This window comes from Neisseria macacae ATCC 33926, assembly GCF_022749495.1.
GTDB lineage: Bacteria > Pseudomonadota > Gammaproteobacteria > Burkholderiales > Neisseriaceae > Neisseria > Neisseria macacae.
In genome coordinates this window covers 476,175-502,016 of record NZ_CP094241.1, presented here as the reverse complement: position 1 = coordinate 502,016, position 25,842 = coordinate 476,175, and the positions used below count along the sequence as shown (strand labels likewise).

General features: G+C 54.1%; 23 protein-coding genes and 1 riboswitch. Of the genes, 11 read left to right on the top strand and 12 right to left on the bottom strand.

From position 1 onward, the window contains the following. Positions 1-359 precede the first annotated feature (359 nt). The 4 genes from MON40_RS02345 to metK form a co-directional block, all read right to left on the bottom strand. Positions 360-1,856, bottom strand: a complete 1,497-nt coding sequence (locus MON40_RS02345) for a YifB family Mg chelatase-like AAA ATPase (protein WP_003780235.1) — start codon at positions 1,854-1,856, stop codon at positions 360-362. A gap of 13 nt (positions 1,857-1,869) precedes the next feature. After that, positions 1,870-2,190, bottom strand: coding sequence for an accessory factor UbiK family protein (locus MON40_RS02340; RefSeq protein ID WP_003780238.1), 321 nt, complete (start codon positions 2,188-2,190; stop codon positions 1,870-1,872). Between the two features lie 199 nt (positions 2,191-2,389). Then, on the bottom strand, positions 2,390-3,454 hold the full coding sequence (locus tag MON40_RS02335) for a DUF1176 domain-containing protein (protein WP_039863292.1): 1,065 nt from the start codon (positions 3,452-3,454) through the stop codon (positions 2,390-2,392). A gap of 177 nt (positions 3,455-3,631) precedes the next feature. After that, positions 3,632-4,801, bottom strand: coding sequence for a methionine adenosyltransferase (metK, locus tag MON40_RS02330; protein WP_039863293.1), 1,170 nt, complete (start codon positions 4,799-4,801; stop codon positions 3,632-3,634). A gap of 191 nt (positions 4,802-4,992) precedes the next feature. Beyond that, positions 4,993-5,102: riboswitch (SAM-I-IV-variant riboswitch) on the bottom strand. 92 nt (positions 5,103-5,194) lie between these two features. Here metK and MON40_RS02325 point away from each other — a divergent pair. After that, positions 5,195-6,244, top strand: a complete 1,050-nt coding sequence (locus MON40_RS02325) for an FAD:protein FMN transferase (RefSeq protein WP_039863302.1) — start codon at positions 5,195-5,197, stop codon at positions 6,242-6,244. Positions 6,245-6,283: 39 nt separating this feature from the next. After that, positions 6,284-6,505, top strand: a complete 222-nt coding sequence (gene nqrM / locus MON40_RS02320; RefSeq protein WP_003757168.1) for a (Na+)-NQR maturation NqrM — start codon at positions 6,284-6,286, stop codon at positions 6,503-6,505. A 277-nt stretch (positions 6,506-6,782) separates the two neighbouring features. Here the strand turns inward: nqrM and MON40_RS02315 are convergent, their stop codons facing one another. Next, positions 6,783-8,996, bottom strand: coding sequence for a RelA/SpoT family protein (locus MON40_RS02315; RefSeq protein ID WP_242925984.1), 2,214 nt, complete (start codon positions 8,994-8,996; stop codon positions 6,783-6,785). A 221-nt stretch (positions 8,997-9,217) separates the two neighbouring features. Between MON40_RS02315 and MON40_RS02310 the strand changes: the two genes are divergently transcribed. The 3 genes from MON40_RS02310 (at position 9,218) to MON40_RS02300 (ending at position 11,221) form a co-directional block, all read left to right on the top strand. Beyond that, positions 9,218-9,997 (top strand): hypothetical protein, encoded by a 780-nt coding sequence (locus tag MON40_RS02310; RefSeq protein WP_147611999.1) that lies wholly within the window; start codon positions 9,218-9,220, stop codon positions 9,995-9,997. A gap of 14 nt (positions 9,998-10,011) precedes the next feature. Continuing rightward, positions 10,012-10,473, top strand: a complete 462-nt coding sequence (locus MON40_RS02305) for a hypothetical protein (protein WP_003780247.1) — start codon at positions 10,012-10,014, stop codon at positions 10,471-10,473. A gap of 106 nt (positions 10,474-10,579) precedes the next feature. Continuing rightward, positions 10,580-11,221: a GrxB family glutaredoxin gene (locus tag MON40_RS02300; protein WP_050797974.1), complete on the top strand. Its 642-nt coding sequence runs from the start codon at positions 10,580-10,582 to the stop codon at positions 11,219-11,221. A 185-nt stretch (positions 11,222-11,406) separates the two neighbouring features. On the opposite strand, the gene MON40_RS02295 is transcribed toward MON40_RS02300, so the two are convergent. Next, the gene (locus tag MON40_RS02295) at positions 11,407-11,655 is read right to left on the bottom strand and encodes a hypothetical protein (RefSeq protein ID WP_003757173.1); all 249 of its coding nucleotides are present in this window, start codon (positions 11,653-11,655) and stop codon (positions 11,407-11,409) included. Positions 11,656-12,114: 459 nt separating this feature from the next. Between MON40_RS02295 and MON40_RS02290 the strand changes: the two genes are divergently transcribed. Then, a complete protein-coding gene (locus MON40_RS02290; protein ID WP_003780255.1) occupies positions 12,115-13,530 on the top strand; it encodes a DEAD/DEAH box helicase in 1,416 nt (471 codons plus the stop codon). 307 nt (positions 13,531-13,837) lie between these two features. On the opposite strand, the gene recG is transcribed toward MON40_RS02290, so the two are convergent. Then, positions 13,838-15,880: an ATP-dependent DNA helicase RecG gene (gene recG / locus MON40_RS02285; protein WP_147612000.1), complete on the bottom strand. Its 2,043-nt coding sequence runs from the start codon at positions 15,878-15,880 to the stop codon at positions 13,838-13,840. 129 nt (positions 15,881-16,009) lie between these two features. On the opposite strand from recG, the gene MON40_RS02280 reads away from it, so the two are divergent. From MON40_RS02280 to MON40_RS02270, 3 genes are all read left to right on the top strand, one after another. Beyond that, positions 16,010-16,714, top strand: coding sequence for an SMI1/KNR4 family protein (locus MON40_RS02280; RefSeq protein WP_003780258.1), 705 nt, complete (start codon positions 16,010-16,012; stop codon positions 16,712-16,714). Between the two features lie 155 nt (positions 16,715-16,869). Further along, positions 16,870-17,391: a hypothetical protein gene (locus MON40_RS02275; protein ID WP_003780261.1), complete on the top strand. Its 522-nt coding sequence runs from the start codon at positions 16,870-16,872 to the stop codon at positions 17,389-17,391. 113 nt (positions 17,392-17,504) lie between these two features. Beyond that, entirely contained in the window at positions 17,505-19,778 is a 2,274-nt protein-coding gene (locus MON40_RS02270; protein WP_003780263.1) for a Tex family protein, read from the top strand. Between the two features lie 183 nt (positions 19,779-19,961). Here MON40_RS02270 and MON40_RS02265 read toward each other — a convergent pair whose 3' ends face one another. Next, a complete protein-coding gene (locus tag MON40_RS02265; protein ID WP_003766302.1) occupies positions 19,962-20,261 on the bottom strand; it encodes a membrane protein in 300 nt (99 codons plus the stop codon). 159 nt (positions 20,262-20,420) lie between these two features. On the opposite strand from MON40_RS02265, the gene MON40_RS02260 reads away from it, so the two are divergent. Continuing rightward, positions 20,421-20,762, top strand: coding sequence for a hypothetical protein (locus tag MON40_RS02260; RefSeq protein WP_039863296.1), 342 nt, complete (start codon positions 20,421-20,423; stop codon positions 20,760-20,762). A 76-nt stretch (positions 20,763-20,838) separates the two neighbouring features. Here MON40_RS02260 and prmA read toward each other — a convergent pair whose 3' ends face one another. From prmA to accB, 4 genes are all read right to left on the bottom strand, one after another. Then, entirely contained in the window at positions 20,839-21,726 is an 888-nt protein-coding gene (prmA, locus tag MON40_RS02255; RefSeq protein WP_003780270.1) for a 50S ribosomal protein L11 methyltransferase, read from the bottom strand. A gap of 526 nt (positions 21,727-22,252) precedes the next feature. Then, complete coding sequence (gene accC / locus MON40_RS02250) at positions 22,253-23,614, bottom strand: acetyl-CoA carboxylase biotin carboxylase subunit (RefSeq protein ID WP_003780279.1); 1,362 nt, start codon at positions 23,612-23,614, stop codon at positions 22,253-22,255. A gap of 35 nt (positions 23,615-23,649) precedes the next feature. Then, positions 23,650-23,841: a YqaE/Pmp3 family membrane protein gene (locus tag MON40_RS02245; protein WP_003780281.1), complete on the bottom strand. Its 192-nt coding sequence runs from the start codon at positions 23,839-23,841 to the stop codon at positions 23,650-23,652. A 70-nt stretch (positions 23,842-23,911) separates the two neighbouring features. Continuing rightward, on the bottom strand, positions 23,912-24,373 hold the full coding sequence (gene accB / locus MON40_RS02240; RefSeq protein ID WP_003757188.1) for an acetyl-CoA carboxylase biotin carboxyl carrier protein: 462 nt from the start codon (positions 24,371-24,373) through the stop codon (positions 23,912-23,914). A 375-nt stretch (positions 24,374-24,748) separates the two neighbouring features. Between accB and queA the strand changes: the two genes are divergently transcribed. After that, positions 24,749-25,780, top strand: a complete 1,032-nt coding sequence (gene queA, locus MON40_RS02235) for a tRNA preQ1(34) S-adenosylmethionine ribosyltransferase-isomerase QueA (protein ID WP_003780287.1) — start codon at positions 24,749-24,751, stop codon at positions 25,778-25,780. The last annotated feature ends 62 nt before the right edge of the window (positions 25,781-25,842 follow it).

Here is a 25,842-nt window from a genome sequence, read left to right as displayed (position 1 = left end):
TATATTGGGCAAAAATGCGCCGTTTGTTTACATGGTTTTTACGAAAACCGCCGTGATGTTAGGACGCGCTGACAATTGACCGACGACGGGCTTCTTTTGCCCAAACAGAATACTCCGCATTGGACACACCAGCAAGATACCCGATCTGTCTAAACTTTTATAGTGGATTAAATTTAAATCAGGACAAGGCGACGAAGCCGCAGACAGTACAGATAGTACGGAACCGATTCACTTGGTGCTTCAGCACCTTAGAGAATCGTTCTCTTTGAGCTAAGGCGAGGCAACGCCGTACTGGTTTAAAGTTAATCCACTATACTTTGAATCTTCCGTTTTCAGTACCCAAGGTCGTCTGAAAAACCTTACAACGCGCGGCGGAAGCTGACGGCTTTCAAAACATGGCTTCTGCCGACTTCTTCATCGCCCGCCAAATCTGCCAGTGTACGCGCCACGCGCATGATGCGGTGGAAGCTGCGGGCGGAGAGGGAGAGTTTTTCCAACAGGCTGCCCAAGGCTTCCTGCGCTTCTTTTTGGATGCGGGCGGACGTGTCGAGTTCACTGACGCTCAAGGCGGCATTGACTTTGCCCTGCCGCGCGTATTGCTTGTCGCGGGCGGCGATCACGCGCGCCAACACGACGGCGCTGCTTTCCCCCGCTTCCTGCTGCATCAGTTCGGCGGCGGACAGGCTGGGGACTTCGATGGTCAAATCGATGCGGTCGAGCAGCGGGCCGGAAATTTTACTGCGGTAACGCGCGACGCTTTCGGGCGTGCAGCGGCAGGGTTTGACGGGATGCCCGAGATAACCGCAAGGACACGGGTTCATGGCGGCGACAAGCTGGAATTTGGCGGGATAGACGGCTTGGCGCGCCGCACGGGAAATGTGGATTTCGCCGTTTTCCAAAGGTTCGCGCAAAACTTCTAAAACTTTGCGGTCAAACTCGGGCAGCTCGTCCAAAAATAAAACACCGTGATGCGCCAATGAAATTTCGCCCGGACGCGGGTCGGAACCGCCGCCGACCATGGCTGCCGAGCTGGCGCTGTGGTGCGGGCTGCGGAAAGGACGGTGGCTGTCGAGTTGTTGCTGATGATTGGGCAGGAGCGAACGCAACGCCCACACTTCGACCAATTCGTCTTCGGTCAAAGGCGGCAGAATGCCGGGCAGCCGTTGGGAAAGCATGGATTTGCCCGTTCCCGGCGGGCCCATCATCAAGAGGCTGTGTCCGCCCGCAGCAGCGATTTCCAAAGCAAGGCGGGCAGTATGTTGACCCTTGACATCAATGAGGTCGGGCAGTTTGGCGTTTTCAGACGACCTCTGCGGGACTTGGCAGGCGGTTTGCGCCAAAGGTTCGATGCCGTTCAAATGGGCGGCGACTTCACCTAACGAACGCGCACCGTAAACGGTAATGCCGCGCATCACGGCGGCTTGCTCTGCGTTTTCCTGCGGCAAGACGAAAGAACGTCCCGCCTGCATACCCTGCCATGCCATCGCCAACGCGCCGCGCACGGGGCGCAACATGCCGGAAAGCGCCAGTTCGCCGGCAAACTCGTATTGCGCGAGCTTTTCGGGTGCGATTTGCCCGGATGCGGCGAGGATGCCCAGCGCAATCGGCAGGTCGAAACGCCCCGATTCTTTGGGTAGGTCGGCGGGGGCGAGGTTGACGGTGATTTTTTTGGCGGGGAAGTCGAAACCGCTTTGGATGATGGCGGCGCGCACACGGTCGCGGCTTTCTTTGACTTCGGTGTCGGGCAATCCGACGATATTGAAATGAGGCAGGCCGTTGGCAAGGTGGGCTTCCACTTCGACCAACGGCGCATTCATGCCGCTCAAGGCGCGGCTGTAAACCAAGGCAAGCGACATGTTTCAGACGACCTTATTCGCCGGCTTCGGTTTGCTGTTTGATTTCTTCGACGGCTTCTTCGGCTGCGGCTTCGGCAGCTTCCAATGCAGTCTGCTCAGGCTCTTGCGCGGCTTCGAGTTTTGCCAGACGCTCTTCCAGCTCGACCAATTTGGTGCGGGTTTTAATCAAAACCTGCTGCTGGATGTCGAATTCTTCGCGCGTAACCAAATCCATACGGTTGAACGCACTGCCGAGCATGGCTTTGACGTTTTTCTCCATGTCTTTGGCGGGGCTGTTGGCGATGGTTTCGCTGATTTTTGCGCTGACTTCTTCAAAGAGTTGTTTGCCGAACATAATCCGTATCCTTTATATCAGAATATATAAAATCCAAGCGTATTGTATAAGGAAAAAGGTCGTCTGAAAACGGGCATTCTGCTGCCGCGCCTTTTCCCTTCCAAACATCGCCCGCGTGTAGCAAATGCCCGCAAAATCGCTCAATCTTGCGGGCATTTTTGAAACGGCTTTTGCCGTCTGTTTCGATATTCGGCGTATTTTAACGCTCGACGCGGGCATCAAAAATCGGCAACCACCACGCACCGCCGGTAAAGCCTTTGCACGAGCCGGTAGTGTGTTCCTCGCTGCGGACGAAGCTCTTGCCGTCCCATACCGCCGTATTGCTTGTCCAGCAGTCGCCTATGCCGCGGCCTTTGAAGCTGCCGCTGAGGGTGGCTGTTTTCTCGTCGAATCCGCCGTGCCCGCCGTATACCATCGGCGGCAGCACTTGTTCGATTTTGGTCAACTCTTTATCGGCAATGGCATAGTAGCCGCTGGTTTGATAAGCACCGCCGATACAGATGGCCGAAATCAAAACCTGACGATCGTTGAGCGGATGGACATACAGGCTGCGGTTCCAACCCATTTGCTCTTTATTATGCAGGGCAGGACAGTAATTATCGTCGCCTTCGGAAACGCGGTTGCTGTTGCGCAGCAGCTTCATGACGGCGCTGTGGCGCGGTGTGTCTTGCTCCAGTATATCGCCTGCTGTTTTCGGTACGGCAACGGCGCGGATGACGGGTTTGGGCTGCGGGCTGAGGACTGCCTGACTGCTGTTGCCTTTGCGTATCAGCGCGGAAGGCGTATTCAGACGACCTTGGAATTCGTCCGCTTTCAACATTGCCGCCGCCGCGCCTTTGTCGGACAAGTGCCATTCATATTTTCCCGCGCGGATGCTGATTTTGCTTTCTTTTTTCAATGCTTCGAGCAAGGCGTTGGTTTGCGCGCTGCTCAATTTGCCTGTGCCTTTTTTGTTCAACACCAATTTGCCCAGTGATTTGCCGTTCAGCATCAATTCACTGCGGGCTGCCACACGGGCGAGCTGCCTATCATCGTCGTTAAACGGCAGCAGGGAAACTTCGCCGGCAACGGCGGCGCTCGCCCCCGCTTTTCGGGTAAACAAGATGGAAACCGGCGTTTCTGTTTCGTCCGCCTGATATCCAGCAAGACGGCATGTGCCGGTATTGTCGCAAGCGATGTCCCAGTCTTGGTAATTTTGATAAAAGCCTTGGGGCGGAGCGGCCAGTGCGGTGACGGGCAAAACAGCCAGCAGCCATTTTTTCATGATGTATTCCTTCAGTTTTATTTTATTGGTGGACGGGTAAAAGACGGCGCAGCAAGGAAACACAGTGCCGCGCTGCTTTTTTTGTAAAACATTATGATACTTCGTTTGCCAAAAAGTTTTTGACTCGGGACGGCAAAGGTCGTCTGAAACTCCCTTTCAGACGACCTTTATGCTTTTTTAGACGCCTGCGGCTGCTTTCAATGCGGCAGCTTTGTCAGTGCGCTCCCAAGTAAACTCAGGCTCTTCGCGGCCGAAATGGCCGTAGGCGGCGGATTTACTGTAAATTGGGCGCAAGAGGTCGAGCATTTGGACGATGCCTTTGGGGCGCAGGTCGAAATGTTCGCGAACCAAGGCAATCAGTTTGTCTTCGCTGATTTTGCCTGTGCCGAAAGTGTCGATGGAAATCGAAGTCGGTTCGGCAACGCCGATGGCGTAGGAAACCTGAATCTGACATTGGGTTGCCAAACCTGCGGCAACGATGTTTTTCGCGACATAACGGCAGGCGTAAGCGGCGGAACGGTCCACTTTGGACGGGTCTTTGCCGGAGAATGCGCCGCCGCCGTGCGGAGCTGCGCCGCCGTAGGTATCGACGATGATTTTGCGGCCGGTCAGACCGCAGTCGCCTTGCGGGCCGCCGATGACGAAGCGGCCGGTCGGGTTGATCAGGTATTTGGTTTCGGCAGTCAGCATTTCGGGCGGCAGAACAGGCTTGATAATCTGCTCAATCACGGCGTTGCTCAGTTCTTCATGGCTGATGGCAGGGTCGTGCTGGGTGGACAGGACGACGGTGTCGATGCGTTTTACTTTGCCGGTTTCGCTGTCGTAAACCACGGTCAACTGCGCTTTTGCGTCGGGACGCAGCCACGGCAGGCGGCCGTCTTTGCGCAATTCGCTTTGACGCTGCATCAGGCGGTGGCTGTAATAGATGGCAAACGGCATCAGGGTCGGGGTTTCGTCGCAGGCGTAGCCGAACATCAGGCCTTGGTCGCCCGCGCCTTGGTTCAGGTCGATGCCTTCGCCTTCGTTCACGCCTTGGGCGATGTCGGGGGATTGCTGGTCGTAGTACACGCCGACCGCGCAGCCGTTGGCATCAAAGCCCAGCTCGGACGAGTTGTAGCCGATGCGTTTGATGGTTTCGCGTGCGACTTTGATGTAGTCCACATGGGCGGTGGTGGTGATTTCACCCGCCAACACGCACAAACCGGTGTTTACCAGAGTTTCCGCCGCGACGCGCGCTTTGGGGTCTTGCGCCAAAACCGCATCCAAAATCGCATCGGACACTTGGTCGGCTACTTTGTCCGGATGGCCTTCGGAAACCGATTCGGAAGTAAACAGATATTCGCTCATTTCAATATTTTCCTTCAAAAACAAGCCGTCTGCTTTCAGACGACCTGTTGTTTCATCATACGTCCCACAACGGAAATCATAACAAAATTTCCACCTGCGCTCCATCCAAATGATAAATATTCCTACTTGGATAAAACGGTTCGGAATCCTGCCCGTACAGAACATACGGACAAAAAAATTCCCGCATCAAGCGGGGGGATTTGAATTGCCCTCTCGGACCACATCGGCTTTGCAGCCGTCCACCTTACCTTTCCGTCTGAAAAGCAGGTTGGCATGGAATTCCCAACTCTTAATGCAGCGCGGATGTTAGCAGAAAAGCCCCGCCCCCGCAAGCCGCGCGCCCTTGCGTTTTACGTTACAATACGTCGTCTGAAAACACCCGAACACCCTATCATGCACCTGCCCTCCGCCATTCCCGCCCTTGCCGCCGCCCTCATCTTTACCCTGCCCTTGGGCGCGTGCAGCAAAAAAACATCCGAACAAACCGTGCTTCAGGGCGAAACGATGGGCACGACCTATACCGTCAAATACCTTTCAGACGACCTTCCCAACCCGCCCGCGCCTGAAGCCGTAAAAAAGCAGATTGACGGCGCACTCGAAGAAGTCAACCGCCAAATGTCCACCTACCGCGAAGACTCCGAAATCAGCCGCTTCAACCAAATGCGCGAGACCCGCAAACCCATGCCCGTTTCCGCCGATTTCGCCGCCGTAACCGCCGAAGCCTTACGCCTCAACCGCCTCACACAAGGCGCGCTCGACGTAACCGTCGGCCCGCTCGTCAACCTTTGGGGCTTCGGACCGAACAAAGAAATCACCCGCGAACCCACCCAGGCCGAAATCGACAAAGCCGCCGCCCAAACCGGTACGGACAAAATCATCCTCACGCAAAACGGCAAACAAGCCACCCTCGCCAAAACCCGGCCCGAAACCTATCTCGACCTCTCCTCCATCGCCAAAGGCTTCGGCGTGGACAAAGTGGCAGGCGAACTTGAAAAACTCGGCATCCAAAACTACCTTGTCGAAATCGGCGGCGAACTGCACGGCAAAGGCTGCAATGCCAAAGGCGAACCTTGGCGCATCGGCATCGAACAGCCCAACATCGTCCAAGGCGGCAATACCCAAATCGTCGTCCCCCTCGACAACCGCTCCCTCGCCACCTCCGGCGACTACCGCATTTTCCACGTTGACCCGCAAGGCAGGCGGCTGTCCCACATCATCGACCCCAAAACCCGCCGCCCGCTGTCGCACCGCCTCGCCTCCATCAGCGTCGTCGCCGACAACGCCACCACCGCCGACGGCCTGTCCACCGGACTTTTCGTACTCGGCGAAACCGAAGCCCTCAAACTCGCCGAACAGCAAAACCTCGCCGTTTTCCTGATTATCCGCGACCAAAACGGCTACCATACCGAAATGTCCGGCGCGTTTAAAAAACTACTCCATTAATATCTACAGACTCATATCCATCCCCACAGGAACACCATCATGAAAACCCTACTCCTCACCTTCGGCCTCTTCCTCCTCGTCATCCTCGGCATGGCGGTCGGCTATATTTTCTCCAAACGCACCATCAAAGGCAGCTGCGGCGGCATCTCCTCGCTGGGCATGAAAAAAGTCTGCGACTGCGACACCCCGTGCGACACGCTGCAAAAGAAACTGGACGAACAGAAACAGCAGGAAAGCAAAGGCATCACCGTCGATCACTGATTCTCGCCCAAATTAGGTTCAGCCTTGCTTTGAACTTGGCAACACAAAAGGTCGTCTGAAACCGCATATTGCAGTTTTCAGACGACCTTTGATTTACAAGCTTGGCTGTTTTTAAAAGGCAGACAGCGATTTATCGAAGCTGCTCAAATTGCCGTCATTTCCGTACAAGCAGGAAGGACAGGACAGATATTTCCAATGTCGATTACGATACCAAACTCGCCAAAAAGGTCGTCTGAAAAACCTGAAACCCGTTTTTCAGACGACCTTTTGCTCCTCCTTACAAGCGCGTGACGCTCAACACGCCTTTGACATCGCCGAGGCTGGCGAGGACGCGCGGGAGGTCGTTGACCTGTTTGACTTCGAGCGTGAACCTCATGCTGGCTTCCAAGTCGCGGGACTGGGTTTGCACGGCGGTAACGTTGAGTTTGTGGCGGGCGAGTGCGTCGGATACGTCGCGTAAAAGGCCTGAGCGGTCCTGAGCGCGGATTTCGACATCGACGGCGAACACTTGTCCTTCCTGCAACGCCGCCCAGCTTGCGTCCAACACTTTTTCAGGCGCTTGTTCGGCGAGGTGTTGGAAAGAGGGGCAGGTTTTGCGGTGGACGGAAATGCCGCGTTCGCGGGTAACGAAGCCGACAATATCGTCGGGTGGTGCGGGTTTGCAGCATTTGGCAAGCGTGGTCATCAAACCGTCTTCGCCATCGATGAGTACACCTGTTTTGCCGCCTTTTTTGATTTTGGACTGTTTGACGATGGTGGTTTCGCTGACGGGTACGGGCGGCGGTTCGTTCAGCGTGCCGCAGGCTTTCTGGATGGCGCGGTTGGAAATTTCGCCCTGTCCGACGGCGGTGTAGAGGTCGTCGAGTTTTTTGTAGCCGAGGTTTTCGGCAAGTTCTTGCAGGTTGGGTTTGGGCGTGAGTTTGGTAAGCTGTTTGTCGAGTTGGACGCGGCCTTCTTCGCGCACGGTGTCGGCGTTTTGCTGGCGGATGTAGGCGCGGATTTTGCTGATTGCCTTGCTGGATTTGACCCAGCCTTCGTAGAGCCAGTTGACGGAAGGATGCCCTTCTTTAGCGGTGATGATTTCGACGCGCTGTCCGTTTTCGAGCGGGGTGGACAGCGGCACGATTTGCCCTTCGACTTTCGCGCCGCGGCAGCGGTCGCTAATGCTGCTGTGTAAGGCGTAGGCGAAGTCGATGGGGGTGGCGCCGGTGGGCAGGGAGAGGACTTTGCCGTGCGGGGTCAGGACGTAAATCGTGTCGTTGAAAAGCTCGGTTTTGAAGGCGGCGGCGAGGTCTTCCTTGCCGCTTTCCGCCATGTTTTCGCGCCAGTCCAAGAGTTGGCGCAACCAGGCGATTTTCTGCTCGTAGGCGGAATCGCCCTTGCCGCCCTCTTTGTAACGCCAGTGGGCGGCGACACCGAATTCGTTGAATTGGTGCATATCGAAGGTGCGGATTTGCACTTCCACGCCTTTGTCTTCCGGGCCGACGATGACGGTGTGCAAACTTTTATAGCCGTTGCCTTTGGGGTTGGCGATGTAGTCGTCGAACTCGCCGGGAATGGGCTGCCAAAGGCTGTGGACGATACCCAGCGTGGTGTAACACTCGGGAACGGTATCGACCAAAATCCGCACGGCGCGGATGTCGAACAACCCGTCAAAGCTGAGTTTTTTCTTCACCATTTTTTTGTAAATGGAGTAGATGTGTTTCGGACGACCGGCGACTTCAAAATGGACGTTGTATTTTTTGAGCTCGCCGCGCAGGATGTTGAGGAAGTTTTCGATGTATTCGAGGCGTTCGGTGCGTTTTTCGTCCAAAAGCAGCGCGATTTCGCGGTATTTTTCGGGTTCTTGATGGCGGAAGCCGAGGTCTTCGAGCTGCCATTTGAGCTGCCACACGCCCAGACGGTTGGCGAGCGGGGCGAAGATGTCGAGGGTTTCTTTGGCGACGGCGCGTTTTTCGGGGCTGTCGGGGATATTGCTGAGAAACTGCATGGTGCGGGTACGCATGGCGAGCTTGATCAACACGACGCGGATGTCAGTTACCATCGCCAGCAGCATTTTACGCATGGTTTCCGCCTGTTGGGCGCGCTCTTCAGGCGTGGCAAGGCTGTCCACACGGGCAAAGTGGGTGAGCTTCTGCACTTCGTCCACACCTTTGACCAGCTCGGCGACGGTGCTGTTGCAGCGTTCCGTGAGCAGCTCGCGCCAGTCGGGCACAAAACGCACGATGTCGGCCAAAAGCGTGGCGGCCACCGCATCGGGCAGCAAATCCAATTCGTTCACCATACGCGCCGCACCCAAAAGGTGCGCCAAAAGCGGCTCGCCCGCAGGCGTGGCCGCATCGGCAGGATAATGCGTCTCGGCCAGCGACAAGGCCGTCTGAAGCAGCTTTTGCGCAGGTTCGGGCAAACCGGCGGTGTGCGCGTCAAACCACGCGCGGGATTCTTGCAGCGGTGCGGCGGGGATTTCCGGTGTTTGTCGTGTGTTGCTCATGGCGTGCCGTTTCTCCGTTTGTTTTGTTTCGACATAGCGGCTGTATTGTAGCAGCTTGCCCGTATTTTGCGACAAAGCATGTTTCAGACGGCCTGGGCTACCCAACTTGCAATAACATATAAACATCAAAATAAAACAAACAATTAGCGTGTAAATGTGCTTGCAGTGAAAAAATATTGGAAATAATATCAATGCAAGTAATAATTTTTATGAAGAAGGAGATGAGTGTGAAATTTTTAGCTGCTTTGTTGTGGCCGGCCATGTTGCTGCCCATTTTGTCTCATGCCGATAGCGGCATTCAGACGGTCTCTGTTTCTCAAGCATATGCGGATGACGCAACGGGCTGCGGGCAGCTTTATCCTGTAAATAGCTTCGAGAGTTTGTTCAGGCAGATGGCAGGCACGGTGCATAGTGCCTGTTTGCTTGATATGCCGCCTGAAGATTTAGCGAAAAAGTGGCAGATTCCCGTGTACCGGCGCTATCTGCGGCTTTCCGGCCGTTTGCGGCCTGACGGAGAAAAACAGGCGGTACTCAGATGGAAAGACAAGGCAGAGCGGCAAAAATGGCTCAAACACAGGCGGCGTAAGCTAAAACGGCCGACCGACGGCTTTACGGTAGTGCATCAGACCAACTACAACGGCAGTACTTTTTTAGAAATCGAAGCAACGCCTGATTATTTAAAGCATTACCGTTCGCTGTTTCCTGACAACCGTTATCCCGAGGATTTGCCCCTGCCAAGCATTGGTTGGCATCCAATGTTTAGACCGATATTTTGTTCTGATTCTGCTGTAAGTTTTGGAAAATCATTAAAGGATATTGACAACTTAGAAAAATCATTAGAGGCTATTGACAACAACGGTCATATTAAGAATTTTCATGCAAGATTGTCTATTCATGATAGTGTATCTCTATACTTTATGCATGATAACCAAGAAAATATGAGATGTAGCAAGGAAATATCTTATATTCAATATAAAAAAAATTATTTTATCACCAAGTAAACGACGGAACGGAGATGTTTGGTGAGGCAACAGTTATGTCTGACGGCAAGCGCGCAGAAAACGGCGTAGAAGCTTTGAAAGATTTGGACAGCGACAATAATAATATCATTAATCAATATGATGAATTGTGGGGCGAGCTAAGAATCTGGCATGACGAAAACAGTAACGGGAAAACGGAGGAAGGAGAGCTTTCTCTATTGTCCGACTGGGATATCCAGTCGATCTCTTTGGATTTTGCAGAAATCAATCTGAAAGATGAAGCCGATAATAAAATATTATTTGAATCAGAAGTGGTTTTGGAAAACGGGGAAAGGCGCAAGGTTGCCGATATTGATTTCCAAAACGACAAAGGAATTTACAATGAGTTGGCAGGTGAAATTTCAGCAGAGACAGCCGCTGATGTCGTGTATCCGACGGAAATTTCAACATCGGTTATACTGCCCGGAGAAAATACTGCATATATCCCGGCCGTATAAACACGTTATCAGATATGGCTTCCAAAGATATTTGGCAGGATAATCCTTTTGCGTGAGGCATTCAGACGGCCTTTGCCCAATCAAACCCATTTTCGGAGGATTTTTAATGAAACTGTATTACTACGACCATTGCCCCTATTGCGTGCGGGCGCGGATGGCGGCGGGGCTGTTGGGCGCGGACGTTGAAGAAGTCGTGCTGGCAAATGACGACGAGGCGACGCCCATCGGCATGATTGGCGCAAAACAAGTGCCTATCCTGCAAAAAGAAGACGGTTCGTTTATGGGCGAGAGTTTGGACGTTGTCCGCTATCTTGACCGCGAGGGTCGTCTGAAAAATGAAATCCGCCCGGAAATACAGGCGTGGTTTGACAACGTGGGCGGCTACAACACCAAACTCGTCCATCCGCGCGTCGTGAAAATCGGTTTGCCCGAATTTGAAACGCCGGAAGCGGTGAAATATTTCACGGACAAAAAAGAGAAAAACATCGGCAGCTTTGCCACCAATTTGGACAAAACCGGTCAATATGTGGAACGGCTGCACGAGGATTTGGCGGAACTGGAAACGCTGATGACCGAAGGCGGCGCAGGCTTGAACGGTGAAGCCGGTATGGAAGACGTGTTGGTGTTCCCGATATTGCGCAACCTGACCGTTGTGCGCGGCGTCGAGTGGCCGCAGAAGGTTATGGACTACCTGCTGCGCATGAGCGAAGCATCGGGTGTGCCACTGTATTTCGACCGCGCCTTGTAATAACCGAATCCGCCGGATAAAACAAACGGAAAGGTCGTCTGAAAACTGTTTTCAGACGACCTTTCCGTTTGCGCCCGCCCTACCTTCCGGGAGTGAATGGAATCAGGCGGAACAAGCATGGCGAGAAATTGTTGATGTATGACCCCGAACAGATCGGGTGATACATCAATAATTCCTAGCTGTGCTTATTGTGCGGCAGGTGCAGAAGCAGCGGCAGCGGCTGCGCCTTCAGCGGCGCTGCGTTGGTAGCCTTTGTCTTTCATACAGGCATCGAACACGGCGCGGTCTTGGTTTGCACCGGAAGCTTGTTGACATTGAGCGATTGCCTCTTCAACGCTTACGCTAGGGGTTTTAGCTTCTTCAGTAGTTTTGCTGCTAGAGCAGGCACCCAGCATCAGGCTTGCAGCGGCAACGGCGATCAATAAAGTTTTCATGTCGTATATTCCTATTGTGATTGATGGTTTACAGCGCAAATTTGCGTCTGTCTCAAAACAGAGTCCCATCAGTACGATTTAGTTTCATTTACATATGAAAGTTTTCGATAAGTTTGAACTATGACAGTAAATGCCGTCAGGAAATGATAAGCGGTTTCAAAAATTTAAGGGACATAAACGCCGCCGGCATGACAATGTAAAAAATCCCCTTACCGACTCGGCAACGCAGTCGAACAACCATGCCCCGACCGCCTGCCGTTGGGCGGCGCAAGGGTTTTATGGCATAATCCCGCTTACCTTTCCATACCGCAGAGACCACATCCCCACTTCTGCGGTTTGCCGTAAACCGGCCGCACACTTTGCCGGCGGCATCCTACCGAACACACAATCAAAACATCCTCCCGTTTCAGACGACCCCATGCGGTATTCCGCATCCCGTCCGGACAGAAAGATACCGCCATGAATCCATTCGCCTCACTCGGGCTTGGCAGCGAAATCGTTTCCGCGCTGACCGAACAAGGTTATGAAAACCCGACGCCCATCCAAGCCGCCGCCATCCCCAAAGCACTCGCCGGCCACGACTTGCTCGCCGCCGCCCAAACCGGCACAGGAAAAACCGCCGCCTTTATGCTGCCCAGCCTGGAACGCCTCAAACGCTACGCCACTTCCAGTACCTCGCCCGCGATGCACCCCGTGCGTATGCTCGTATTGACCCCAACGCGCGAACTTGCCGACCAAATCGACCAAAACGTGCAGGGTTACATCAAAAACCTGCCGTTGCGGCACACCGTCCTTTTCGGCGGCGTCAACATGGACAAACAAACCGCCGACCTGCGCGCCGGCTGCGAAATCGTCGTCGCCACCGTCGGCCGGCTGCTTGACCACGTCAAACAGAAAAACATCAACCTAAATAAAGTCGAAATCGTCGTCCTCGACGAAGCCGACCGTATGTTGGATATGGGTTTCATCGACGACATCCGCAAAATCATGCAGATGCTGCCCAAGCCACGCCAAACCCTACTCTTTTCCGCAACGTTTGCCCCGCCCATCCGCAAACTCGCCAAAGACTTCATGAATGCGCCCGAAATCGTCGAAGTCGCCGCGCAAAACACCACCAGCGCCAATGTCGAGCAGCACATCATCGCCGTTGACGCACTCAAAAAACGCAATCTTTTAGAGCGGCTGATTGTCGATTTGCAGATGAACCAAGTCATCGTATTCTGCAAAACCAAACAAAGCGTCGACCAAGTGACCCGCGACCTCATGCGCCGCAACCTCGCCGCCCAATCCATCCACGGCGACAAATCCCAGCAAAGCCGTCTCGAAACCCTCAACGCCTTCAAAGAAGGCAGCCTGCGCGTTCTTGTTGCCACCGACGTCGCTGCACGCGGACTGGACATCGCCGAGCTGCCCTTCGTCATCAACTACGAACTGCCGACCCAGCCCGAAGACTACGTCCACCGCATCGGACGCACCGGCAGAGCAGGCGCGGACGGCGTCGCCATTTCCCTGATGGATAAAACCGAACAGAAAATGTTTGAAGCCATCAAAGAGCTGACCGGCAACGACTTGGCAGTCGAACGCATCGAAGGCTTCGAGCCGAACTGGTGGGGCGCGGACGCCGACGGCGATGCCGCCGCAGACACCCAAGCCGCCCCAACACGCAGCCGCGGCAGCGACAGAAACCGTTCCGAACGGAACAACCGCAGCGAACGCAATGAACGTAACGAGCGTAATGACCGCGGCGACAAATCCCCCCAAGCGGACAAAGCTGATCCCGGCGCCGCCTGCGGCACCATCGCCGGACGAAGCCGCCGCAGCCGCAGGGAACGCCAACCCTGCGCCCTGCTGCAACCCAATTACGGCACGAAATAAATCTGTTCTCTATAAAGTCTAAAAGGTCGTCTGAAAAAGTTTTCAGACGACCTTTTTGTGTGGAACCATCTCCCTTTCCTTCAAACGCACAACAAGGGGCGCGATCATGCATCCCTTGTTCATTATAGTGGATTAACAAAAATCAGGACAAGGCGACGAAGCCGCAGACAGTACAGATAGTACGGAACCGATTCACTTGGTGCTTCAGCACCTTAGAAAATCGTTCTCTTTGAGCTAAGGCGAGGTAACGCCGTTCTGGTTTAAAGTTAATCCACTATATCCGCAGGCAAAGCCTTTTCAGACGACCTCACACGCCCAAATATCCTTCCCTGCTGACAAGCCACCTTGCCAGATGCGCTTCGACGATTTCGGGGTTTTGTTCAATCAGCATTGGGGCGATTTCGCGCGCTTGTTCCAAGAGGTGTAGGTCTTCTTCAAGATTGGCGAAGCGCAGCATGGGGACGCCGCTTTGGCGCGCACCGAGAAATTCGCCGGGGCCGCGTATGTTGAGGTCTTGGCGGGCGATTTCGAAGCCGTCGGTGTGTTCGTAGATGACTTTCAGCCGAGCTTTAGCGAGTTCGCTCAAAGGTTCGGCAAACAGGAGGACGCACACGCTTTCTGCCGCGCCGCGCCCTACCCGCCCGCGTAATTGGTGAAGCTGCGCCAAGCCCATGCGTTCGGAGTGTTCGATCACCATCAGGGCGGCATTGGGCACATCTACGCCGACTTCGATGACGGTGGTGGCAACCAAGACGTTCAGACGGCCTGCGGCAAACTCCGCCATGACTTCGGCTTTTTCGGCGGCTTTCATGCGCCCGTGTACCAAGCCGATGTTGAGTTCGGGCAATGCCGCCTGAAGCTGCTCGAGGGTTTCGGTAGCTGTTTGCAGTTGCAGGGTTTCGCTTTCTTCAATCAGCGGGCAGACCCAGTATGCCTGCTGCCCTTTGCGGCAGATGTTGAGGACGAAGCCTTCGACTTCGGTGCGGCGGATATTGTTGACGAGGCGGGTTTTAATCGGGGTGCGCCCGGGCGGCAATTCGTCGATGACGGACACGTCCAAGTCGGCGAAAAAACTCATGGCGAGCGTGCGCGGGATGGGCGTGGCGGACATCATTAACTGATGGACGTCGCGCCCTTTGTTTTTGAGGGCGAGGCGTTGGGCGACGCCGAAGCGGTGTTGTTCGTCCACAATCACCAAGCCCAGATTTTGAAACTCGACGTCGTCTGAAAACAGGGCGTGCGTGCCGACGGCGATTTTGACGGTGCCGTCGGCGAGTTTGGCTTTGGCTTCGTCTTTGGCTTTTTTGCGCTGGCTGCCGGAGAGCCAGACGACTTCGAGTCCTAAAGGTTCGAGCCATTGTTTGAACTTGATGAAATGCTGTTCGGCAAGGATTTCGGTCGGCGCCATCACGGCCGCCTGCGCGCCGGATTCGATGGCGGTCAGCGCGGACAAGGCGGCGACGATGGTTTTGCCGCTGCCAACATCGCCTTGCAGCAGGCGGTGCATGGGGTGGGTTTGCGCCATGTCGCGGCGGATTTCGGACACGACCCTTTCTTGCGCATCGGTCAGGGCAAACGGCAGGGCGTGGCGCAGGGCTTGGGTCAACGTGCCGTCGCCGCCCAATGCCGCCGCCGTGCCGCTGACGCGCTTCTGCCGCGCCAGCCGCATGGAAAGCTGTTGCGCCAAAAGTTCGTCGAATTTGAGCCGCTGCCATGCAGGCAGCGCGCCGTCGGAAAGCTGGTGGATGGTGAAACTCGGCGGCGGCGAATGCAAAAGGCGCAGGCTTTCGGCGAGGTGCGGCAGTTTCAGACGGCCCAATAAGGCATCGGGCAGCGTGTCGTGCAGCGGCGTAACATCCAACGCCGTCTGGATGATGCGGCGCAAAGTGGGCTGGTTCAAGCCGTTTACAGTCGGATAGACGGGCGTGAGGCTTTCCGCCAAACCGCTGCTCTCGGCATCGCGGATTTTAGGATGAATCATCTCGTCGCCGTAAAACCCGTGTTTGATTTCGCCCACGGCGCGGATGCGTTTGCCGACCGCCATCTGCTTCTGATGGCTGGCGTAAAAGTGTATGAAACGCAGAAAAAGGACGCTGCCGGAACCGTCGGCGATTTGGACAATCAGCTGCTTGCGCGGTTTGAACGTTACTTCCTGATGGATAACTTCACCCTCGACCTGACACGGCACGCCGATCGGCGCATCCTTAATCGGCATGATGTGCGTCTCGTCCTCGTAACGCAGCGGCAGATGCAACACCAAATCCCATGCGGTGTTGAGGTTGAGTTTGTCGAGCTTCTTGGCGGAAACGTCGGTAATTTTGAGCTGTTTCTGGGTTTCGGGCGTCATCATGGCTTTGTCCTTTAATGGCGCGTATTTTAGCTGAAAATGTAGGAAGGGGTCGTCTGAAAGGACGTTCGGCACCAAGTTAATCCTTTATAATAGCGTGTTTTTCAGACGACCCCTGCACCAGATTACTCCATGAATTATCTGCAAAATATCGCCACCCTCTATCAACTTGACCCCCTACCCTGCGGTCTGCCCGAAGCCGAAATCACCGCTGCCGAACAACGCCTAGGCATCCGCTTCCCCGCCATGTTGCGCGAATATCTGCGTGCATTGGGCGGCAAAGAGGCGGTCAATCAATCGTTTAACCGATTGTTGCCATTGGAAAAGATAGATTTTGACGGCGATTATCTGGTGCTGATGGAAGAAAACCAAGGCGTATTTCTGTGCGGCATTGCTAAAGCCGATTTGGCGCAAGACAACCCGCCTGTCCATATCGGCTTTTACACTGATGAAACCGAAAGCTACAAATGGCAGCCGCACCTGCCCGACACCCGCACCCTACTGCTGGAATTGGCTTATACCAACGCCGCCATGGGCGGTCTGCACTACTGCGCCAACATCATGGACGATGAATCGACAGATGTCCAAGCCGTACAGTTTATCCAACAAAACCGCACCGAAATCATAGAACTCCGCCAAGAAAACCAACGCTTCTACACCGACGGCTTTCACGAAATCATCCTGCTTTGCTTCGCCGAAAACGGCAACGCAAGCGGCGTATTCATCGGCACTGCCGACCAAGACCGCTTTGACACGCTGCTCGAACTGTTCGGCTGGGACAGTTGGCTCTACACTTCTTATGACGAAGAAGATGACGAAGAATGTGATGAGGAATAAACCGGCAATATTTTTCAGACGACCTTTACCATGTTAACTAAAGAAAACCATGTCTGAGCTAGAAGCGTTGAACTGGTAATTTTAAGTAGCTGAAAATCAATATTTTTAAAACATTATGAGTAATGAAATTCTTACCTTTTTAGGAGGTAGCGGCAGTGGGTACAATAATTGGCACAGTTATCAATGCGTTTATCACCAATAAAGTAACTAAGTCTAATCAAGATTTTCAATTAGAAATGGAGCATCAAAAATATCAAAGAGCACAAATTGAAAAGAAATTAACAGAACAAAAAAGAATGTTGCTGGAAATTCATCAATTATTAAGTAAAATTTCCCGTGAGTTTTCTTTAACAGGCATCAATATAAAAAGGGAAGCACAAATAACTGCAGAACAATACGATGCAACGTATTCAGAAATATGCACATCCTGTGATTTAATCAGTGCATATTGTGATTTATTTTTTCCAGATTTATCTCGTGATATGAATCAGATATATGGGGAAATGAATATGTTTTGGGGGACTTTTAAAAGCTATCTCTACTTTCTGGAAATACAAGCCGACCAAGAACTACAGCAAAGCAAAATGAATGAACTTGTAACCATAGCCAACAAAATCAATGAACATATTAGAACAGCAAAATATAGGCTGTCTTCCATAATGGAAAAAATGGAGTAGCCAAAGTGAGGCTGGATTTTTGAATCAGACTTCCCTATTTCCAAACAAAACATTCATTGCTCAATATATCGTATTTGCCTTTCAGGCAGCCCGTACCCATCCAAAGGACCCCCATGAACATCACCCAAATCCTCTCTCAAGAACTCTCCGCCACCGCCGCCCAAATCACCGCCGCCATCGAGCTTTTGGACGACGGCGCGACCGTGCCCTTTATCGCCCGCTACCGCAAGGAGGCCACGGGCGGGCTGGACGATACGCAGCTGCGTCAGCTTGCCGAGCGGCTGCAATACCTGCGCGAGTTAGAAGAGCGCAAAGCCGTTGTTTTAAAAAGCATTGAAGAGCAAGGCAAGCTTTCAGACGACCTCAGGGCACAAATCGAAGCCGCCGACAACAAAACCGCGCTGGAAGACCTGTATCTGCCCTACAAGCCCAAACGCCGCACTAAGGCGCAAATCGCGCGCGAACACGGTTTGCAGCCGCTGGCTGATATGTTGCTTGCCGAGCAGCCGCAAGACGTGGAAGCCGCCGCGCAGGGCTACCTGAACGAAAACGTCCCCGACGCCAAAGCCGCGCTGGACGGCGCGCGCGCGATTCTGATGGAGCAGTTTGCCGAAGACGCGGAACTCATCGGCACGCTGCGCGACAAGCTGTGGAACGAAGCCGAAATCCACACGCAAGTCGTTGAAGGCAAAGAAACCGAAGGCGAAAAATTCAGCGATTATTTCGACCACCGCGAACCCGTCCGCGCCATGCCCAGCCACCGCGCGCTGGCGGTTTTGCGCGGCCGCAACGAAGGCGTGTTGAACATCGCGCTCAAATACCAGCCCGACGACACGCCGATTACCCAGCAAAGCGAATACGAGCAAATCATCGCCCGCCGCTTCAAGGTTTCAGACGGCCACAAATGGCTGCGCGACACCGTGCGCCTGACTTGGCGCGCGAAAATCTTTTTATCGCTGGAACTCGAAGCCTTGGGTCGTCTGAAAGAAGCCGCCGATACCGACGCGATTACCGTGTTTGCCCGTAATCTCAAAGACTTGCTGCTCGCCGCGCCCGCCGGACGGCTGACGACTTTGGGTCTCGACCCCGGCTACCGCAACGGCGTGAAATGCGCCGTGGTGGACGACACGGGCAAGCTGCTGGATACCGTCATCGTCTATTTGCATCAAGAAAACAATATGTTAGCAACGCTGTCGCGCCTGATTAAACAACACGGCGTGAAGCTCATCGCCATCGGCAACGGCACCGCCAGCCGCGAAACCGACAAAATCGCGGGCGAACTGGTGCGCGGAATGCCGGAAATGGGGCTGCACAAAATCGTCGTTTCCGAAGCCGGCGCATCGATTTATTCCGCGTCCGAACTGGCGGCGCGCGAGTTCCCCGGCTTGGATGTTTCCCTGCGCGGCGCGGTGTCCATCGCCCGCAGGCTGCAAGACCCGCTCGCCGAGCTGGTCAAAATCGACCCCAAATCCATCGGCGTGGGCCAGTATCAGCACGACGTGAACCAAAGCCAGCTCGCCAAATCGTTGGACGCAGTGGTCGAAGACTGCGTGAACGCCGTCGGCGTGGACGTAAACACCGCCTCCGCCCCACTCTTGGCGCGGATTTCCGGTTTAAATCAAATCCTTGCCCAAAACATCGTCGCCTACCGCGATGAAAACGGCGCGTTCGACAGCCGCAAAAAATTGCTGAAAGTACCGCGTTTGGGCGAAAAAACCTTCGAGCAGGCGGCGGGCTTTTTACGGATTAACGGCGGCAAAGAGCCGCTGGACGCGAGCGCCGTCCACCCCGAAGCCTATCCCGTCGTCGCCAAAATGCTGGCGCAACAAGGCATTACCGCTGCCGAACTCATCGGCAACCGCGAGCGCGTGAAGCAAATCAAAGCGTCCGACTTCACCGACGAACGCTTCGGCCTGCCGACCATTCTGGACATCCTGTCCGAGCTGGAAAAACCCGGCCGCGACCCGCGCGGCGAGTTTCAGACGGCCTCATTCGCCGAAGGCATCCACGAAATCAGCGACTTGCAAGTCGGCATGATACTCGAAGGCGTGGTCTCCAACGTTGCCAACTTCGGCGCGTTCGTGGACATCGGCGTCCATCAGGACGGCTTGGTGCACATCTCTGCCTTATCCAATAAATTCGTCCAAGACCCGCGCGAAGTGGTAAAAGCCGGCGACGTGGTGAAAGTGAAAGTGCTGGAAGTCGATGCCGCCAGAAAACGCATCGCGCTGACCATGCGGCTGGATGACGAAGCGGGCGGCACAGCCAAAGGCAACAGGTCGTCTGAAACCCGGCCTCAAGAACGCCGCGACCGCAAACCCCAACGCAACGACCGCGCCCCGGCCAATTCGGCAATGGCGGATGCGTTTGCGAAGTTGAAGCGGTAAGGCGGGTATCAAAAAGAGCTGCAAAATGATTTGCGGCTCTTTTTTTAAATCGAATTCACCTATTCATTTGATGAACATGCCCAAAGTTCAAACCCTTCTGCCAAAGAGAAACACCGATTCAGACGACCTGAAAATGCAAAAACCGCCCCAAGCAGGCGGTTCATATCGTTATTTTTTAAACCATCAATAAATATTGAGCGGTAGGCTGCGATCACCCAGAATGATAGGATCAGCAGCCACAATGCCATCATTGACAATGACTGATGTCGTCTTGACGGAGCCGGTGACGGCATTGAGGTGTCCCCATATATAGACCAGCCCTATCGGAGAGGGTTGGATTCTGGTCGGTTTGCCCATCAATGCAATCACTTCTCTTTCACTCATGCCCTGCCTGATTTGTCGGGCATTGGTCCAGCTGAAATTATTACCGAAACAGCCTGCCAATGTGACGGAGACAAGGGCAGCCAAAAACAACTTCTTCATTTATTATTCCTTTTATCATACAACAGTGTCGATTATGACATTATGCTTTAATGGTAATGCAATTGCAACCAGCCGTCATAACCGATGGCTTGCCGATATAAACAGGCGTATAGTTTGAGATATTGCAAACCCATCATCACCATCCAAGGAGTCCAAACCATGAAACCTGTTTTATTTGCCGCGCTGATTTCCTGTTTTTCCGTTGCTGCCTATGCGGCCTGTACCGACAGCCAGCAGCAGTGTGTGATTTATAAAAACGGTAATGTCGCGGCTGAAGGCGGCTGTTCGGTCAACAAGTGTCAGAATGCCGATGCGCAGGTATTGAAGTGGAAGCTGAAAAACGGTAAAGGCGTAACCGTGGAAATCGGGAAAAATGGCAAGGTTTTGGTGAACAAAAAACCGGGAGCGAAGGCAAGCAACAGCAACGTGGCGGGCATGGGCTTGACGTGTTATGCCGCCGATGCGGACAAGCGTGAACAGTTCTGTTCAACCAATTATTAATACAGGATTGGCATGAAAAAGGTCGTCTGAAACCTGAATCGGTTTTCAGACGACCTTTTGTTTGAGCGCATCGTTATCAGCGTTTGACTCCGCTGAGCCTTGCCCAGCCTTCGTCGATTTCGGCGGGTTCGATGTCGAACCATTGACGGTAAATGCCGCTGAGTTCTTCGACTTGTTCGTCCAGCAAACCGGACAACACGATGCGGCCGCCTTGTTTGGTGCGGGCGGCGAGCATTTCGCCGAGCATGCGAAGGGGGTTGGCGAGAATGTTGGCGACGACGATGTCGAATTGCCCTTGCGGCAAACCGTCAGGCAGGTAGAACTGTGCATCGACGTTGTTTTGTGCGGCGTTGTCCTTGCTGGCGCGGATGGCTTGTTCGTCAATATCGACGCCGACGGCAGAACCTGCGCCGAGCTTGAGGGCGGCGATGGTCAGGATGCCGGAGCCGCAGCCGTAGTCGAGGACGCTTTCGCCGCCTTTGAGCCGTGTGTCCAGCCACTTGAGGCAGAGGCGGGTGGTCGGATGGCTGCCGGTACCGAAGGCAAGGCCGGGGTCGAGCTGGAGGTTGACGGCGTTGCTGTTGGGCACTTCGTGCCAAGAGGGGGTAATCCACAGGCGTTCGGAAATTTGGATGGGGTCGAACTGCGCTTGGGTCAGGCGCACCCAGTCTTGGTCGGCGAGAATTTCGCTGGTGTATGCCAAGTCTTTCAGTCCGCATGCTTGGCTGGCGGCTTGAATCATGGCTGCGGCATCGTCGTTTTCACCGAACAAGGCGATAACTTTGCTTTGCTGCCAGATTTGTTCGGTCGGCATACCGGGTTCGCCGAAGATGGCTTGTTCGTTTTCTGTGCCTGCATAGGCGTCTTCGATGGCGGCGGAGAGTGCGCCGTGTTCCATCAGGGCGTCGGCGAGGCGTTCGGCGACGGCGTCGTTGACGTTGATGGTGATTTGTTGATAGGACATGGTGGGCTTTCTCGGTGGGGTCGTCTGAAATTAGGAAATGGCGGTCAAATACGCGATGTTGGTCGGTTGCGGTATGTTTGGACTATGGGTGTAACAGCGGACCACTTACTTCGGATTGAATCGTTTTTCTGCCTGAACACGGATTCTTTATTGCACCGAAATGGCGGCAGATAGGTTGATTCAATCATATAGCAAACATACTTAACTTTAAACACAGCATGTCATCAAATTCCGTCATTCCCGCGCAGGCGGGAATCCATCGTAAAACTTGAGAAACCTTGATTTGAAAAACAGTTTCTGAATTTCAAAAATGGATTCCTGCCGTAGCCTGTCCTCGCGTAGGCGGGGGTGGGAATGACGGCAATCGGTAAGTTGCGTATCGAAAATAAAGTCATTTAGCTATATTCTAGGCTTGCCGGCAATCGCGGATGTACACCCGAAATCAGGTTTCAATTTGTCTGAAAAAAGGTCGTCTGAAAGCCATACGGTTTTTCAGACGACCTTCAACTATCCAAGCGGGACGGTTTTATTTGTCCTGTTTGGCTTTGCGTTCTTCCAGCCAGTGTTCCAGATAGTGGATGCTGACGCCGCCTTTTTCAAAACCGGGGTCGCTGAACAAATCGCGGTGCAGCGGTGTATTGGTTTTGATGCCGGTTACGGCAAGTTCGGCGAGGGCGACGCGCATTTTTGCCATTGCCTGCTCGCGGGTTTTACCGATGACGCAGACTTTGCCGATCAGGCTGTCGTAGTATGGCGGGATGCGGTAGCCTTGGTAAATATGGCTGTCCACGCGGATGCCGAAGCCGCCGGGCAGGTGGCAGCTTTCAATCAGGCCTGGGCTGGGGATGAAGTTGTACGGGTCTTCGGCATTGATGCGGCACTCGAAAGCATGGCCTTCGATGTGGATGTCTTTTTGCTTGTATTGCAAAGGCAGGCCGCCGGCAATGCGGATTTGTTCCTGTACGATGTCCACGCCGGTAATCAGCTCGGTAACGGGGTGTTCGACTTGGACGCGGGTGTTCATTTCGATAAAGAAGAACTCGCCGTTTTCATACAGGAATTCAAACGTACCTGCGCCACGGTAGCCGATGCGTTTGCAGGCGTCGGTACAGGCTTTACCGATTTTTTCGCGGGCTTTTTCGTCGATGAAGGGCGCAGGGGCTTCTTCAATGACTTTTTGGTGGCGGCGCTGCATGGAGCAATCGCGCTCGGCAAGGTAGATGGCGTTGCCGTGTTCGTCGGCAAGCACTTGGATTTCGACGTGGCGCGGGCGTTGCAGGTAGCGTTCCATATAGACCATCGGGTTGCCGAACGCCGCGCCTGCTTCGGCTTTGGTCATTTCAACCGACTTGATGAGGTCTTCTTTCTTCTCGACCACGCGCATACCGCGACCGCCGCCGCCGCCCGATGCTTTGATAATCACGGGATAACCGACTTTATCGGCGGTTTTGAGAATCTCGGCGGGATCGTCGGACAGAGCGCCGTCCGAACCGGGAACGCAAGGTACGCCCGCTTCAATCATCGCGTGTTTCGCGGAAACTTTGTCGCCCATCAGGCGGATGGTTTCGGCGCGTGGGCCGATGAAGATGAAGCCGGATTGTTCGACTTGTTCGGCAAAATTGGCGTTTTCGGCAAGGAAGCCGTAGCCCGGGTGGATGGCATCCGCGCCGGTTACCTCTGCGGCGGCGATGATGGCAGGAATATTGAGATAGCTTTGTGCGGAAGCGGCAGGGCCGATGCACACGGATTCGTCGGCAAGTTTGACGTGCAGACTGTCTTTGTCGGCTTCGGAATGCACGGCGACGGTGGCGATGCCCATTTCACGGCAGGCTCGCAGGACGCGCAGCGCGATTTCGCCTCGGTTGGCGATTAATACTTTTTTCAGCATGATGACCTTTCCTGTGGTTTCAGACGACCTGCTTGTTACCTTTTGTCCAACGCATTGCGGATTTTTTCATCGGTCTTGTATTGGCTCAACGCGTACACCGCCCACATGGCGGCAGGAATCCAGCCGATTAAGGTGATTTGGAGAATCAGGCAGATGATGCCCGCAATCGGACGGCCGATAGTGAAGAATACGGCAAAGGGCAGGAAGATGGCTAACAGCAGGCGCATGGTGGAAATCCTGAGTTGGAAAGCATTTCAGACGACCTGTCCGCAATCCGGAAGGTCGTCTGAAAACGAATTATTCGATGATGAAGAGCGGCTCGCCAAATTCCACAGGCGTACCGTTTTCCACCAGAATTTCTTTAACCGTGCCGGATTTCTCGGCTTCGATTTCGTTCATCAACTTCATCGCTTCGATGATACACAATGTATCGCCGGCTTTGACTTGCTGACCGACTTCGACGAAGGCGGCGGCATTCGGGCCGGGCGCGCGGTAGAACGTACCGACCATAGGCGATTTTTGCGCATTGGACAGGTCGCGGGCGGCTGGGGCTGCGGGAGCGGGAGCTGCTGCGGCGGCAGGCGCGGCGGCGGGTGCAGGGGCAGGCACCGCTACTTGGGCGGGCGCGGCATAAACGGGAGCCGGAGCGGCGGTGGCGCGGGTAATACGGACTTTTTCCTCGCCTTCGGTCACTTCGATTTCGGCGATACCTGATTCTTCTACTAAATCAATCAGTTTTTTTAATTTGCGCAAATCCATTTTCGTTCCTTTACGATACGGCCCAAATGTCGTGAAGCGGCCGTGTTTGTTGCGTGATATTTCAGAAAACAACCGGCCTGCGGCAACGGCGCAAGCCGGACGGTATTGGGTTGCATAAAGGGCATTCGCATGTGCAGAAACCCCGTAAATGAATTTGACTATTTTCCCGAACTTGCCGACAAATGTCTAGCAAAATCTCGAAAAAAGGCGGTTTTTGAACAAAACGGGCAGATTCGGAGAATTCGTCCGAATGCGTATTTTTTCAACGAGTGTTTATTCTAATTTGTTGGTTTATGAAGGGAAAAGGTCGTCTGAAAAAAGCCAAAGTGCGTATAATGACCGCCTGACAAAATTTGTAAGCATCAAAATAAGATTATGGACATTTCCGATTTCGATTTTACCCTGCCCGACCGATTAATTGCCCAGCATCCGCCCGAAGTGCGCGGCAGCAGCCGTCTTTTGGTCGCGCTGCCCGATATATCACTGCAAGACCGCGTGTTCGGCGATTTGCCTGATTATATTGAGGCGGGCGACGTTTTGGTGTTCAACAACACCAAAGTCATGAAAGCGCGGCTGTTCGGGCAAAAAGAGAGCGGCGGCAAAATCGAAGCCTTGATAGAGCGCGTTTTGGACAACCATACCGCGCTGGCGCACATCCGCTCGTCCAAATCGCCCAAAACCGGCACGAAGCTGATTTTTGAAGGCGATATTTGTGCCGTCATGGTTGAGCGTGCGGACGAACTGTTCTGCCTGCGTTTTGAAGGCGGGCAAACCGTTTACGAGCTGCTGGAGCAAAACGGCCATTTGCCGCTGCCGCCGTATATCGAACGTGCCGCCGGAGCAGATGACGACACGCGCTATCAAACCGTCTATGCCAAACATCAGGGCGCGGTCGCGGCGCCGACGGCAGGTTTGCATTTTACGGACGAGCTTTTAGGTCGTCTGAAAGCCAAAGGCGTGGAAACGGCGGAAGTCACCCTGCACGTCGGCGCGGGAACGTTCCAGCCCGTGCGCGTGGACAAAATCGAAGAACACAAAATGCACAGCGAATGGTTTGACGTACCGCCCGAAACCGTCGCCGCCATCGAAGCCGCCCATGCGCGCGGAAACAAAGTTTGGGCAGTCGGCACCACTTCCATGCGCGCCCTCGAATCCGCCGCGCGCGAGACAGGTCGTCTGAAAGCGGGACAGGGCGACACCGATATTTTCATCACGCCAGGCTACCGCTTCCGCGTCATCGACCGCCTGATTACCAATTTCCACCTGCCCAAATCCACGCTTCTGATGCTCGTCAGCGCGTTTTCGGGCATGGAACACATCCGCGCGGTGTACCGCCATGCGGTCGAACATGAATACTGTTTTTTCAGCTATGGAGACGCAATGGTTTTAGGACGCTCGGAACCTTAAAAATCTCTGAAGAAAAACGTCGTCTGAAAACGATTCAGACGACGTTTTGTTCTTTTAGGGGG

Bases quoted from the DNA above. Each gene is read 5' to 3' on its own strand.
- nqrM (WP_003757168.1), top strand. From the start codon at position 6,284: ATGAAAACCCTACTCCTCACCTTCGGCCTCTTCCTCCTCGTCATCCTC.
- MON40_RS02315 (WP_242925984.1), bottom strand. From the start codon at position 8,996: ATGAGCAACACACGACAAACACCGGAAATCCCCGCCGCACCGCTGCAA.
- MON40_RS02245 (WP_003780281.1), bottom strand. From the start codon at position 23,841: ATGCGCCTGCTGTTAGCCATCTTCCTGCCCTTTGCCGTATTCTTCACT.
- MON40_RS02325 (WP_039863302.1), top strand. From the start codon at position 5,195: ATGCACCTGCCCTCCGCCATTCCCGCCCTTGCCGCCGCCCTCATCTTT.
- MON40_RS02310 (WP_147611999.1), top strand. From the start codon at position 9,218: ATGAGTGTGAAATTTTTAGCTGCTTTGTTGTGGCCGGCCATGTTGCTG.
- metK (WP_039863293.1), bottom strand. From the start codon at position 4,801: ATGAGCGAATATCTGTTTACTTCCGAATCGGTTTCCGAAGGCCATCCG.
- prmA (WP_003780270.1), bottom strand. From the start codon at position 21,726: ATGTCCTATCAACAAATCACCATCAACGTCAACGACGCCGTCGCCGAA.
- MON40_RS02290 (WP_003780255.1), top strand. From the start codon at position 12,115: ATGAATCCATTCGCCTCACTCGGGCTTGGCAGCGAAATCGTTTCCGCG.
- accB (WP_003757188.1), bottom strand. From the start codon at position 24,373: ATGGATTTGCGCAAATTAAAAAAACTGATTGATTTAGTAGAAGAATCA.
- accC (WP_003780279.1), bottom strand. From the start codon at position 23,614: ATGCTGAAAAAAGTATTAATCGCCAACCGAGGCGAAATCGCGCTGCGC.
- recG (WP_147612000.1), bottom strand. From the start codon at position 15,880: ATGATGACGCCCGAAACCCAGAAACAGCTCAAAATTACCGACGTTTCC.
- MON40_RS02305 (WP_003780247.1), top strand. From the start codon at position 10,012: ATGTTTGGTGAGGCAACAGTTATGTCTGACGGCAAGCGCGCAGAAAAC.
- MON40_RS02335 (WP_039863292.1), bottom strand. From the start codon at position 3,454: ATGAAAAAATGGCTGCTGGCTGTTTTGCCCGTCACCGCACTGGCCGCT.
- MON40_RS02280 (WP_003780258.1), top strand. From the start codon at position 16,010: ATGAATTATCTGCAAAATATCGCCACCCTCTATCAACTTGACCCCCTA.
- queA (WP_003780287.1), top strand. From the start codon at position 24,749: ATGGACATTTCCGATTTCGATTTTACCCTGCCCGACCGATTAATTGCC.
- MON40_RS02300 (WP_050797974.1), top strand. From the start codon at position 10,580: ATGAAACTGTATTACTACGACCATTGCCCCTATTGCGTGCGGGCGCGG.
- MON40_RS02270 (WP_003780263.1), top strand. From the start codon at position 17,505: ATGAACATCACCCAAATCCTCTCTCAAGAACTCTCCGCCACCGCCGCC.
- MON40_RS02265 (WP_003766302.1), bottom strand. From the start codon at position 20,261: ATGAAGAAGTTGTTTTTGGCTGCCCTTGTCTCCGTCACATTGGCAGGC.
- MON40_RS02295 (WP_003757173.1), bottom strand. From the start codon at position 11,655: ATGAAAACTTTATTGATCGCCGTTGCCGCTGCAAGCCTGATGCTGGGT.
- MON40_RS02340 (WP_003780238.1), bottom strand. From the start codon at position 2,190: ATGTTCGGCAAACAACTCTTTGAAGAAGTCAGCGCAAAAATCAGCGAA.
- MON40_RS02345 (WP_003780235.1), bottom strand. From the start codon at position 1,856: ATGTCGCTTGCCTTGGTTTACAGCCGCGCCTTGAGCGGCATGAATGCG.
- MON40_RS02260 (WP_039863296.1), top strand. From the start codon at position 20,421: ATGAAACCTGTTTTATTTGCCGCGCTGATTTCCTGTTTTTCCGTTGCT.